13 protein-coding genes are annotated in these 13,553 nt (G+C 40.8%); all 13 read left to right on the top strand.

What is annotated here, in order from left to right:
* Positions 1-630, top strand: a 630-nt coding sequence (locus tag HDT10_RS02435) for a glycosyltransferase (RefSeq protein WP_290879599.1), incomplete at its 5' end; no start/stop codon positions are given.
* A gap of 23 nt (positions 631-653) precedes the next feature.
* Positions 654-1,745 (top strand): EpsG family protein, encoded by a 1,092-nt coding sequence (locus HDT10_RS02430; protein ID WP_290879598.1) that lies wholly within the window; start codon positions 654-656, stop codon positions 1,743-1,745.
* A 7-nt stretch (positions 1,746-1,752) separates the two neighbouring features.
* Positions 1,753-1,953, top strand: coding sequence for a glycosyltransferase family 2 protein (locus HDT10_RS10205; protein WP_367159059.1), 201 nt, complete (start codon positions 1,753-1,755; stop codon positions 1,951-1,953).
* A 163-nt stretch (positions 1,954-2,116) separates the two neighbouring features.
* A complete protein-coding gene (locus HDT10_RS02425; RefSeq protein ID WP_290879596.1) occupies positions 2,117-2,905 on the top strand; it encodes a glycosyltransferase in 789 nt (262 codons plus the stop codon).
* 1 nt (position 2,906) lies between these two features.
* A complete protein-coding gene (locus tag HDT10_RS02420; RefSeq protein WP_290879593.1) occupies positions 2,907-3,809 on the top strand; it encodes a LicD family protein in 903 nt (300 codons plus the stop codon).
* 57 nt (positions 3,810-3,866) lie between these two features.
* Complete coding sequence (locus HDT10_RS02415; RefSeq protein ID WP_290879591.1) at positions 3,867-4,622, top strand: hypothetical protein; 756 nt, start codon at positions 3,867-3,869, stop codon at positions 4,620-4,622.
* A 3-nt stretch (positions 4,623-4,625) separates the two neighbouring features.
* Positions 4,626-5,498 (top strand): NTP transferase domain-containing protein, encoded by an 873-nt coding sequence (locus HDT10_RS02410; RefSeq protein ID WP_290879587.1) that lies wholly within the window; start codon positions 4,626-4,628, stop codon positions 5,496-5,498.
* Positions 5,495-7,078 carry a phosphotransferase gene (locus tag HDT10_RS02405; RefSeq protein ID WP_290879585.1) on the top strand — a complete coding sequence of 528 codons (1,584 nt, stop codon included), beginning with the start codon at positions 5,495-5,497 and terminating at the stop codon, positions 7,076-7,078. Before HDT10_RS02410 ends, HDT10_RS02405 begins: the two co-directional genes overlap by 4 nt.
* 15 nt (positions 7,079-7,093) lie before the next feature.
* On the top strand, positions 7,094-8,617 hold the full coding sequence (locus HDT10_RS02400; protein ID WP_290879583.1) for a BCCT family transporter: 1,524 nt from the start codon (positions 7,094-7,096) through the stop codon (positions 8,615-8,617).
* 180 nt (positions 8,618-8,797) lie between these two features.
* The gene (locus HDT10_RS02395) at positions 8,798-9,751 is read left to right on the top strand and encodes an EpsG family protein (RefSeq protein ID WP_290879581.1); all 954 of its coding nucleotides are present in this window, start codon (positions 8,798-8,800) and stop codon (positions 9,749-9,751) included.
* 27 nt (positions 9,752-9,778) lie between these two features.
* Positions 9,779-10,924, top strand: coding sequence for a glycosyltransferase family 4 protein (locus HDT10_RS02390; protein ID WP_290879579.1), 1,146 nt, complete (start codon positions 9,779-9,781; stop codon positions 10,922-10,924).
* 236 nt (positions 10,925-11,160) lie between these two features.
* Positions 11,161-12,537: a putative phage abortive infection protein gene (locus HDT10_RS02385; RefSeq protein ID WP_290879576.1), complete on the top strand. Its 1,377-nt coding sequence runs from the start codon at positions 11,161-11,163 to the stop codon at positions 12,535-12,537.
* 36 nt (positions 12,538-12,573) lie between these two features.
* The coding region (locus HDT10_RS02380) for an NAD(P)-dependent oxidoreductase (RefSeq protein WP_290879575.1) at positions 12,574-13,553 on the top strand (980 nt) is incomplete at its 3' end.

Genomic DNA, 13,553 nt, shown 5'->3' with positions numbered 1-13,553 from the left:
GAATGGAATGAAGATAATTTCGATGTAAATAGCATTCCATATACACAACAAGCTTACGCGGCAAGGAAGTATGCCTTTGTAAGTGATTACGCCCGCTTCAAAATACTATATGAGCATGGCGGTCTCTACTTCGACACTGATGTAGAGGTAATAAAACCGATGGATGATATAGTAGCTGATGGACCATTCATGGGATTTGAGATTGATTCTGATGGAAAGTCTTATTGCGGTGCGGTTGCTCCGGGATTGGGCTTGGGTGCTACAGATAAGATGCCTCTTTATTTTGATATCCTAAAAGCATATCAAGACTTTCGATATCTGAATGAGGATGGGACTCAGAATATGAAAACTGTAGTGATGTATATTACGGAGATTTTGCAGACGAGGGGATTGGTTCCTAAAAAAGATATTCAGAAGATTGGAGATATATCAATCTACCCTAAGGAATATTTCAATCCTTTGGATTCATTGACAGGCAGATTGCAGCTCACAAAGAATACGAGAAGTATTCATTGGTATACGATGTCGTGGTTAGATCGTTCTCCTCTTCGTACAAAGATTTCACAAATAATTCACAGAATTATATCTCCGAAGATTACTTCGAGAATAAGAAAGATACTTGGAAGATAATAATTTCAAGTATTATTTAAGATATGTTTGAAGCTTCCCTATATAGTACCATATATTATTTAGTGGTGATTATTGCTACAATAATTGCCACTAATAAGTATAGAGTACTTACCTATACTAATGATGGAATAGGAGAGAAAAATAAAAAATTAACAGAGTGGATATTTCCAGCAATCATATCGCTTTTTATCGGACTTCGTCCGGTAGATGGAAGATTTGTTGATATGGTAAACTATAATTCATATTACTATGCTCAACAATATGGAAAATCATTCTCTTTTGATGCGGATGCCACTAATTATATATTTGATAATCTATTCAGTTGGCTTGGTGCGAATTATTACGACATAACCGTTTTTTTTCTCATTATAGCCATATGCTATTTTATGGGGGCATATAAGGCTATGAAATTGCTCTTTAAAAACCATGCTTTTTTAGCTTTTGTGGTTTTTTTAGGGGCATTTTCTACTCTATCTTATGCCACCAACGGTATAAAGGCAGGTGCGGCAGCTTCCTTCTTCCTTTGCGCTTTAGGATATAGAGAAAAAAAAATAAAGGCGGCAATTTGTCTCATATTATCTTTAGGATTCCATCATTCTATGATTATGCCTATTATGGCATATATTATATCGCTATTTTTAAAAAATTCAAAATACTATTTTGCATTTTGGGTATTTGCTCTTCTGATGGCGGTTCTCCATATTTCCGGTTTTCAGGAATTTTTTGCCGGCATGTCAGATGAGAGTGGGGCTGAATATTTGAATCCGGAAAATGAAGATTGGGGTGGTAAAACAGGATTCAGACTGGACTTTGTGATATATAGTTTTTTACCGGTATTTATAGGCTATATGGCCATATTCAAATATAAATTGGAATCCAAGATATATTCCTTTTTGCTGAATGTCTATCTATTGACGAATGCCGTATGGATGCTGTGTATGTATGCTGCATTTACCAATCGAATAGCTTATCTCTCGTGGCTTATGTATCCGGTAGTAACTATATATCCTTTTTTCTGTAAGAATTTTATGCCGGAACAAACCACCAAACTTAAGCAATTGGTTTGGATTCAGCTTCTATTTACATTATTTATGTATATAGTTTATTATGGATAAACCTTGAATTTCTGTAATAATAGGAATTTACAATTGTACTTCTACATTGGCGGAGGCACTTGATTCGCTCTTAGCCCAAACTTATCAAAATTTTAAAGTTATTCTGTGTGATTACGGGTCAAAAGATGATCTTTTAAAAGTGGCTTCCGAGTATGTTGCGAGATATCCGGTGCCCGTGGAATACGGTTGGATTGGACAATTGTTATAGTTCGATTTCCGGTTACATAAGACGTTCTCCCATAGAGTATAGCGGATACTTCTCTCTGTAAGTTGATAAAAGAACTTAAACACCTTTTATAGGGTAATCAAATAAAATATTTTTTAAATATTTGTCTCATTTTTGAGGTAGTAAAAATAAATAAAATATAATTATGGCAAGAATATCGGTTTTAATGGCTATATATAATTGTGCCCCCACGCTTGATGAGGCATTGGAGTCTTTATATACCCAGACTTATCAGGATTTCCAAATAATTATGTGCGATGACGGATCCACCGATGATACATATAAGATTGCTCAGAGCCACGCGGAAAAGCATCCCAATATCATTTTATTGAAAAATGATAAGAATATGGGACTCAATTATTCTCTCAATCATTGCCTCCAATATGCAGACACTGAGTATTGTGCTAGAATGGATGGAGATGACATTTCGCTGCCTACTCGTTTTGAAGCTGAATTAAAATTCCTTGAAGAGCATCCGGATTTTGCAATTGTAAGCACTCCTATGATCTACTTTGATGAAAATGGAGAATTCCGGAGAGCAAAAGGTGGATATGCGGTAACTAATAGAACTACTTCTACTGGACCCAGTTTTCCTCATGCTCCGGTTTTAATACGTACCGAAGCATACAAAAAAGTTGGAGGTTATGGGGTTGCCCAAAAACTCCTAAGGGTCGAAGACGTCCATTTATGGTATAAATTGTATGCTGCGGGATATCGAGGATATGTTATGGATGAGCCGTTATATGCAATGCGAGATGATAGGAATGCTATAAAAAGGAGAAAATTCAAATATCGAGTTAATTCTTTCCGGGTGAGATGGGAATGGATTCCGAAAGTTGGTCTTTCAAAATGGCGAAGAGTCTATGCATTCACACCTCTATTAATAGGATTACTACCATTACCTATTTATAAAATATTGCATAAGAGAAGATAATATGTTTAGTACAAAGGAAATATATCAGTCTATCACAAATTCCGGGAAAGGAAAGGAATTATCAAAAGAGAATTTGATGAAGCTGCAGAATCATCTGATAGGGATGTATCGCGATATTGAGGAGGTCTGTAACAGACATGGTCTTGAGGTATGCTTTGCTTACGGTAATGTGATTGGGGCTATGCGACACAACGGATGGATTCCATGGGATGATGATCTTGATCTTCACATGTCCCGTAAAGATTACGACCTGTTTCTATCCAAGTATGCATCTGAATTACCTCCCAAGTATAAGGTTTCATCTTATCTATCCGAAGGCGGTTCTTATGCCCGATTTGCTAAGATAATTGATACCACCACAGTCTATGTCCCACTTACAGGAGAAAAAAATAGTGAATCAGGTGTATTTATAGACATCTTCCCGATAGATAATGTCAAAGCACAGCCTCGATTGAATATATTACGAAGGTATTGGGCTTATTTCCTTATGTACACTGGAGGTTCAGTGCAACAGGCACAAAAAGGTTCCAAGGGTTACAAGAATCTTATGTTTTCTACTAAAGCTGGCCGTATGAACTGGCGTCTACGTCAGTTCTGGGGAAAGCTGTTCTCTTTCGCGTCGTATCGTACTTGGAATAAGTGGGTGGAACTCTTCGGACAAAATAGAAAAGAGACAGGCTATGTCCATGTTATGTCGGACTTGTCTATCTGTTATAGGATGATTCCAAAAGAAAATTATTTTCCTTTCAAGGAAATCGAACTTCCCCAAATAGGTAAAATAAAAATACCTAACAGATATGACGAATATCTCACTCTGTCGTATGGAGACTGGCGTATCGTACCAGAGGAGACCGACAAATGGCATCACTATGTATCAGAGTTTCGAATTGATAAGAATAATTGATTAACCAACATAATTCATTATATGAGATTTATAAATAAGTTTATTATTTTAGGTATATTGTCCTTAATCAGCAGTGTATCATTTGCTCAGACCACGGAAAGTAATATACCGCAAGAGGAGAAAAACAACTGGGGTGCTAAACTTATACATTCTCCTTTCGGATTGGGTATTGACCTGCAGACAAAATATATATGGCGTGGAATGGAGATGATGTCCGAAGATAGCGCACCTGTAGTTTTTCCATCCGTAGGATACAGCAATAAAGGACTGTATGTATATTTCATGGGAGGATATGCTATCAATGGTAAATATGCGGAAGTGGATGCCGGCATCAGCTATACGCTAAAAGACTTTACCCTGGGTATCAATGATTACTATTATCCAACGACTGATTCCAATAAAGATACCTATTTTAAAGGTGGAAGACATACTGGTCACTGGCTTGAGGCTACTCTTTCTTATTCCCCTGAAAAAATACCTCTCTGGGCTACCATCAGCAATTTCTTCTATGGAGCTGATAAATATATAGATGTCGATGGAAATGAGAAGCAGGCTTATTCTACATATTTGGAATTAGGGACTTATTATGACTTTTTGAAAGCAAACAGAATTTCTCTTTGCGTAGGAGCGGCGTTTAATAAATCGTGTTACAATAATTATGAACATGACTTTTCCATTGTTAATATAGAGTTGAAATACACTTATAATGTGATTTTCAAAAGCGGATGGATTCTCCCTCTTAATGTCGCATATATCTATAATCCTGTCTTTAACAAATCTAACGTAAATTTTATTGCAAACTTTGCGTTCTGATCAATGAAGAAAACTGACCGAAATGCGATAATTCTTGCTGCAGGAACTTCCTCCCGTTTTGTTCCGCTTTCAGCTGAAATCCCTAAAGGTCTGCTCAAGGTAAAGGGGGAGATAATGATAGAGCGTCAGATACGTCAGCTCAAAGATGCCGGTATTAGAGATATCACAGTCGTAACCGGGTATATGGCTGAAAAATTTGAGTATCTACGGGAAAAAATGGAGGTGAGATTAGTGCACAATGAGGATTATGACCGATACAACAATATCTCTTCAGTTGTACGAGTGTTAGATAATTTAGGAAATACGTTTATCTGTTCATCAGATAATTATTTTCCCGAAAATGTATTCTTAAAGAGCAGGGATCAAAGTTTCTATAGTTCTCTGTTCGCAAACGGGGATACTAAAGAGTATTGTCTGGAAATTGATGAGAACGATAATATCAGAGGAGTCACTATAGGAGGCCATAATGCGTGGTACATGATAGGCCATGTATTCTTGTCTGAGAATTTCAGTAGATTATTTAAACAGATTCTGAATGAGGAGTATCTAATTCCTGAGAATAGAAACTTATATTGGGAGGATATCTATATTAAATACATAGATAAACTTCCTAAAATGAAAGTTCAGAAATATCATGATTATGAAATAAAGGAATTTGATACTCTTGATGAATTAAGAGAATTTGATAAAACTTATATCTCTGACACTAGGTCTAAGATCTTAAAAAAAATTGCAAGTCAGCTTCAATGCACAGAGTCTGAATTATCAAATTTCAAAAAGATACCTAATAGCGACAATAAAATTAGTTTCTCCTTTTTTGTCAGGGAGAAGGAATATGTATATGACAGTTCAAGCAAACTAATCTACAATAAATGAATACCGCTGTAATACTTGCCGCAAGAAAAGAACGGGACTCTGAGGTTCCTTATCCCTTGTTACCTTTTACCCCAGGAATAAATCTTCTTTCACGAACTTTGACGATTTTAAGGAGTAATGGGTTTAAGAAGATTATATTGGTGATAGGATACAAGGCTGACTTATTTAATGAATATGCTGCCGATGACGTAATTCTCATCAGGAATGAGAATTACGAATTTACCGGTTCTATGGGTTCGTTGGCTCTTTGTAAGGATATTGTAGATGAGGATTTTATTCTTATTGAAGGTGACACTTTTTTTGAACATAAAGTGATACAAGACTTGAGAGATGTCAAGAATGGTAATTGCATTTCCATGACGGAAGAAAGTGGCTCCGGTGATGAATGCTTCGTCGAGACAAAGAACGGCTTTGTTACAAAGATCACAAAAGATCGACATAGAGTATGCAATTTCGAGGGGGAAATGATGGGTATTACACGTATAAGTATAGAGACTTTCAGAAAAATTATTGTAGCATGGGAGACATCCTCTAATCCTTATCTCAATTATGAATATCTTCTTATGGATGTTACTGATGCTTTGGACAGGCCCTATATTCATTTTAAAAATGTTATCTGGGGGGATGTAGATTGCAACGCTGATTTCTCAATTCTTAAAAATAAAATATACAGAGCCCTACAACGAAAGGAAAATCCTTTCGATGAAGAAAATCTCAGAGGCTATCTCCGTACGATCTTCCCCGAGAGTGATGTCGAGTCTGCTGTAATTGAGCAAATCGGTGGCATGAGTAATAAAAACTTTAAGGTGCAGATAGATGAAAAAAAATATGTACTTCGTGTACCCGGGAATGGTTCTGAAGGAATGGTGGAGAGATTGAATGAAGAATTTAATGCTTCTGCTGCAAGTAGTCTTGGGGTAAATCCGTCCATTAGATATTTTAATCCTACAACAGGAATAAAGGTGGCAGATTTTATTGAAAATGCCGAGACTCTGAACGCAGCCACGATTCAACGCCATGACAATATGCGTAAGATAGTGCATATATATAAAGTGATACATAATTCTCATATTCGCTTAAAGAATGAATTCAATATTCTAAATGAAATAGAAAAATATAATAATCTTATCGAAAATGTAAATGGGAAAATGTATTCCGGATGGGAAGAGGTATTGTCTAAAGTAAGGAAATTGGAATATCATCTCAATACCCTCGGCGTTGAGTTGAAACCATGTCATAATGATGCACTATATGAAAATTTCATCAAGGCGTCTGATGGAAGAATTTATCTTATAGATTGGGAATATTCCGGCATGAATGATCCTATGGCTGACGTTGCCGCTTTGTTTTTAGAAGCTCAGTTTGAAACGGAAAATGAGGATTATTTTCTTGACAATTATTTTGATGGAATGATACCCCCTAACGCCCGAGAAAAAATTTTATGCTATCAGATTCTTTGGGATTATCTCTGGTCTCAGTGGACTATAATCAAGGAGGCTAAAGGGGATGATTTCGGAACATACGGATATGATCGATTCCTTCGGGCAAAAGACAATATAAATAAAATACAATTCACTTAATTAAATTTTAAGATAATGAATCTAAAATCAAAATCTATCGATTGGGTGACGATGCTTATTCCTTTCGTAATCGTAATTGCCTTGATGGGCATATTTATGATTGCCCCCGAACAGTCTACACATACCGTAGACTCTCTACGAGATTTCTTTGGTAATAAAATCGGGCTGTATTATCCGATTCTTGCCGTGGGAAGTGTCGTCTGTGCTTTATATGTGGCAATAAATAATAAGTATGGCAACCTGCGTCTTGGAAATATTGATAAACCGTTATATAGTAATTTCAAATGGGGAACAATGATATTCACCTCCACGATGGCGGCTGATATCATGTTTTATTCATTAATCGAATGGGCATTATATGGGGGAGAACAACACGTACAAGATCTCGGAGGCACGGAAATGTGGGCTGAGACATTTACTCTTTTTCACTGGGGTCCGCTTGCATGGGGATTTTATGTAATCTTGGCGGTATGTTTCGCTTTTATGATGCATGTGCGTAAGCGAGAGCGCCAGCGTTTTTCTGAGGCGTGTCGCCCTCTTTTAGGTAAATATGTAGATGGGGTATGTGGTAAGATTATAGATATTGTTGCAATTTTTGCTATTGTTTGTGCCACGGCTACCACATTCTCTCTTGCTACTCCATTACTGACAGAGGGATTAGGAAGGATTTTCAATTTTGAAGTTTCCACTGCAGTCACAATACTTGTATTAATGTTTATATGTCTCATATATACCGTCACTGTTCTTTTCGGTGTCAAAGGTATCAGTAGATTGGCTCAAATCTGTTCTTATCTGTTCTTTGCAGTTCTTGCCTATTTTATGTTTTTGGGTGGTGAAACACAATATATTCTTGAAAACGGATTCCAATCTCTTGGAAATATGGTACAAAATTTCGTTGGACTCTCGACATATATGGATCCTCTTAGGGCAAACGGTTTCGCACAAAACTGGACTGTATATTATTGGGCATATTGGTTGGTTTGGTGTGTGGCCACTCCATTCTTTATAGCTCTGATTTCAAAAGGACGTACTCTGCGAAATGTTGTTTATGGAACATTTGGGTGGGGATTGGCAGGTACTTATATGTCATTTATTATATTGGGAGGATATGGTCTTTCTCAGCAACTAAAGCATGGTGTGGATGTGATAGGATTCATTTCTGCGGGTGGGGAGATGTATGATGGAATCCTTATGATTTTTGACACCCTCCCTCTCCCTTCCTTGGCATTACTTCTATTGGTAATCACCATGATAGCATTTTACAGTACCACTTTGGACGGTATTACATATGTTACTTCCGCATATAGTTATAAGCAAATCTCTCCTGATGAGGAGCCTTCAAAAAAAATTAGAGGCTTCTGGAGTATAATGCTTATACTGTTGCCGATTGGGCTACTTTTCGCAGAAAATACACTCTATAGCCTACAGGGGGTAACAATTATTGCCGCCTTTCCTATAGGAATTCTTTTGATAATGATTGTCTGGAGCTTTTTTAAAGACTATAACAACTTCCTAAAAAAGAAAGGGGACAGCTTATAAAATTTAATTCTCAAGAGATTCTCCGCTGATATAATGCCTTCAATTCTCCCACCCCAATATTACCACTCGGCCTATCTCTTGATCGTGGTGATGCTTACGGGCTACCTTATCCGGGAGTATGCCGTGGAGGGGGAGAGGCTGAGGTATCGGACGGACCTTCGGATGCAGTCGTGGCAGTTGATGGTGACTGTGGCGTTGCTCGCGATCTTTTTGGGATTCAGACCGCTCACGCCGGATTTCGGCGACTCGATGCATTATGTGAGGGTCTATGAGGAGTTCAAGGGGGGGGAGTTCTGTTTCAGATGGTATCGCACGAATGTGCTTTATGACAATCTGCTGCATGTGGTGATCTGCTATGAGTGGGGTATGAAGTCGCTCTATTTCACCATCAGCGCTTTCTATTTCATCTTTATAGCCGTGGCTTGCAGGAAGCTGTTCCCGAGGGATTGTTTCTATGCTTTCGTGATTTATCTGGGGGCGTTCTCCACTTATGCCTATTGCGTCAACGGTTTTAAGGCCGGAGCGGCGGCAGCCGCTTTTCTCTGCGCTTTGGCTTATTGGAGGAAATGGTGGATATGGATTCCTTGCCTCGTACTGTCGTTCGGATGGCATCATTCCATGGTAATGCCGGGATGCGTGTTCGTGGTCTGCCGGTTCTTTCATCGCCCCAAGTTCTTTTTCGTGGTGTGGGTGCTATGTGTGGTCTTCTCAGTGTTCGGATTGCAGGAGATCCAGCATTTCTTGGTGGATTACACGGATGAGCAAGGGGTGAAGTATCTCACCAACTGGAAAAACGGATATGACACCGGTTTCCGACCGGATTTCATACTATACAGTGCTGCTCCGATTCTTCTCGGATTGCATCTAAAGATTTACAGAGGCTATAAGTCATGCACATACGATTTCCTTCTCAGCACCTACATGGGTATCAATTCGGTGTGGTTGCTTGTGATGTATGCGAGCTGTACCAACCGAATTGCCTATCTATCATGGCTGATGCTTCCGATTGTGTTGGTTTATCCTTTCTTCGATAAGGGATTCATCACACGCCAGTTTGACAAGTTGAATTTGGTTGTGCTCGGCCAGTTAGCCTTTACGGTGCTGATGGATTGCCGTAGCCTATTCCGTACATAAACGCCTGTTCAAAAGATTTAATTTCCAATGAATAAACATATAAAGATCATACGAGGAGTTACTGTGTCTCGCTCGGTCGGATTCTTCACGGGTTTGATACCGGAGCTGCGGGAGTTGGGTTGCGAGGTGGTGGCCGTATCGTCTGACGGGCCGGAGCTGTCGCGTGTCTCGGAGGCCGGCGGAAGGGTCGTCACCGTGGAGATGGAGAGGCATATCTCCCCATTGAAGGATTTGAAGTCGCTGTGGCGGATGACCAGGGTGCTTCGTAAGGAGAAACCGGATATGGTTCATTCCATGACACCGAAGGCGGGACTTATCTGCATGATGGCTGGTAAGTTGGCGGGAGTACCTGTCAGAGTGCATACTTTCACAGGATTGGTGTTCCCGACCTCCATAGGGTTGAAACGACGCATACTGATGGCTACGGATTGGCTTACGTGTGCTTGCGCCACCCATGTCATCCCGGAGGGAGAAGGTGTGAAACGGGATTTGCTCGACAACGGTATTACAAAGAAACCGATAAAGGTGCTCGGATACGGTAATTGTCGCGGTATCGACCTGGAGCGGTTCTCCCGCTCGGAGGAGGTGATGGCCAAAGCTGAGGAGATCAAGGACCCTTCGGTATTCACTTTCATCTCGATCGGTCGGCTTGTCGGCGACAAGGGTATAAACGAGATGGTAGCCGCGTTCTCGCGTCTCAATAAGGAGAATCCGGCCACACGCCTTATTCTCGTGGGGGCATACGAACCGGATCTGGATCCTATCAAACCGGAAACACAGAAAGAGATAGAGAACAATCCCGCTATTCAGGCTGTCGGTGTGCAGAGGGACGTGCGGCCATGGCTCGCGGCATCGGATTGCGCGGTTCTCGCGAGCTACCGCGAGGGATTTCCGAATGTGGTGATAGAGGCCGGCGCTATGGGTCTGCCGCAGATCGTGACCGACATCAACGGAGCCAACGAGATAATCATAGATGGCAAGAACGGCACCATCATCCCCTCGAAAGACACAGAGGCGCTGTATCGGGCCATGAAACGCTTCACGGAGAACCCCGAGATGATAAAATCCATGGCCGGGGAAGCCCGTGCCCTCATCGCCTCCCGCTACGAGCAAGGCTACGTGCGCCAATGCCTCAAAAATTTCTACAAGGAGATATTGCCTAAACTCAGATAATTATCCATTCTATTTTTGCTTCTTGTAAAGGTATTCGAGTTGTACCAATCGCATTGCCTATCTCTCATGGCTGATGCTTCCGATTGTGTTGGTCTACCCTTTCTTCGACAAGGGTTTCACCACGCGCCAATTTGACAAACTGAATTTGGTAGTGTTAGGTCAATTGGCCTTTACTGTGCTGATGGATTTCAGGGATTTCATAAGATATAATTAAGGGGTATAGCTAATCTTCATTTATGAAGAACTACACACTTCTACGGAAATACATTGAAATTAGGAATGCCCCGATTAAATATTCGGTGAAATTCCTGATAGGTATTTCATTAATAGTGGTAATTGTTTGTATTTGTTTCTTATGGGGAAGAACAGTTGGATGGTATAACGATGGATATGTAGTTGATAATGAGGTATGGGGTAATTTAGGAGATTTCGTAGGCGGTATGTTCGGACCGTTACTAACGTTTATCACAATATTTTTCATGTGGTGGACAATAACCGAGCAACAGGCTCAAATGAAGAAATCTACTAAACTGACAGCTCGTCTTCAAAAGCGGCAGGAAAGGATTGACAATGAAAACAGGCAAATTCAGGAAGCTTTTGAGAATGAAATCCAGGCTCGGCAGGAGGCCATGGCCGAGATGCAGCGTTTCAACGATCTCTTCTTCTCGATGCTTGAGCTTTACAACTCACGTGTGAATGATCTCCACGTTTCTCTCCCTATGTCGGGATTCTCTTACTCCGATGCGAGTTTTTCTTCCGCTCTTGCCTTAAAGGAATATACGGGAAAAGAATTCTTTTCCGCTCTGATGCGCAAGATGAAGGAGGATTCAAAGATTAGGGAAAGATATTCCACATCCAAGTCGGATACTTCCAGGGCCTTCGGAACAATCTACAACAGATACTCAATCGAATTGTCGGTATATTTCAGGACAGTGTACCGTATCTTCGATTTTATCTTTCAATCAGAGATTCCGGAGAAGGAGAAGGTGAGGTATGTAAAGATAATGAGGGCCCAGCTTACTCGCGGTGAGCTTTTCTTTCTCCATTATAATGCGAGCTCACGTATCGGAGCGCGTATGTCAGAATATGTGGTGATGTACCGTCTGACCAAACACCTTCCTATTTTCGATCATCTTGAATTCAAATGGCTCACATCAAGATTCAAAAGGGACCCGCAGGAAAAGATCGAGGGCTTGAATATTGCTCTCTATCAGATTACGGAAAAAATAATAGATATTATTCAAGGACGGATTTCCCTGACCGGAAACTCCTATTTCATCGATGATTCCACCCGATATAAGATTCAGATTATTCATCCTGTGCCGTCGGTTATTTCGATTGTACTGAGGGTTTATCCCAAGCGACATAACATGCTTAAGGAATTAAAGGGATTTGTGGATTTCAAAGAAGAGGAGTTTCATTGGATGTTGAAGAATTTCCTCAGATGTGTGTTCCGCGACACATCATTCAATATACTTAACCCCAATATAAGGATTTCGAAACCCAAAAGTGTCTCCTCGTTATTGGCGTATGACAATTATACAGCGCACACTGCAGTGGCATGGAATCCGGACGGGGAACCGCTGATACTTACTCACCCATATTGGGACTGACCAAGTGAAAAGATACTACTTAAAACTAGAATATAAATGAAACGAGTCATAGTTTTTGGAGCCACAGGCAATCTGGGCGCATATATCGCGATGCATCTTAAGGAAGAGGGATATGATGTCGTGGCCGTGGGTGGCCGTAAGGACGACCATGGTTTCTTCGCACAACACGGCATGAAATATTTCTCTGTGGATATCCGTAAACCGGAGGCTTTCGATGTGCTTCCGGATGAGAAGTTCGATGCCGTATGTCATTTTGCAAGTTCGCTCCCGAGCCGATACGCGTTCGACCCGGTGGAACTGTTCGAGTCCATCACTATCGGTACGCTCAATGTCCTGAACTGGATGAACAAGGTGGGATGCGAGAAGATTATCTTTCCGCAGACGCCGAGCGATATGGCCAAGTATCATAACAATGGCTCCGTAATTCCTGACGAGGCTCCCAGACATTTTCCTCTGACGGGAGACCATGCCATCTATACCATCGCCAAGAATGCGGCTGTGGATCTGATGGAGCATTATCGTGCGGAATATGGCATAGCTTTCTTCGCCTTGCGCTTCTTCACAATCTATCAATATCATCCCAACGCTTATCATTACGCGGATTTCAAACGGCGGATGATGCCTTTCCGTATGCTTATGGATCGGGCTTCCAAGTCGCTGCCTATCGAGATATGGGGCAACTGCAAGAAGGCGAAGGAGATGGTGTATATAAAGGATTTCGTACGCCTCGTACGCAATTGCGTGGATTCCGAACTGCCGGGGGGGTGCTACAATGTGGGTAACGGATGGCAGGTGTCGCTTGAAGACCAGATCAAGGGCATAATAGAAGTATTCTCCCCGAAGGACAATCCTTCCGAGGTGGTCCATTGTCCGGAGAAACCGGATCCGCTTGAGAATGCTTTCTGTATGGACCGTACTTTCCATGATTTGAAGTGGAAACCGGAATACTCCTATCTCGACCAGTTGCGCGATTTCAAGCATGAGATGGAGACAGAGCCGATGGCCGGTCTCTGGGG

The sequence above is a fragment of the Helicobacter sp. genome (assembly GCF_014799995.1).
Classification (GTDB): Bacteria; Campylobacterota; Campylobacteria; order Campylobacterales; family Helicobacteraceae; genus Helicobacter_D.
The sequence above is the reverse complement of the archived record's forward strand: the minus strand, read 5'-3'. Positions and strand labels throughout refer to the sequence as shown.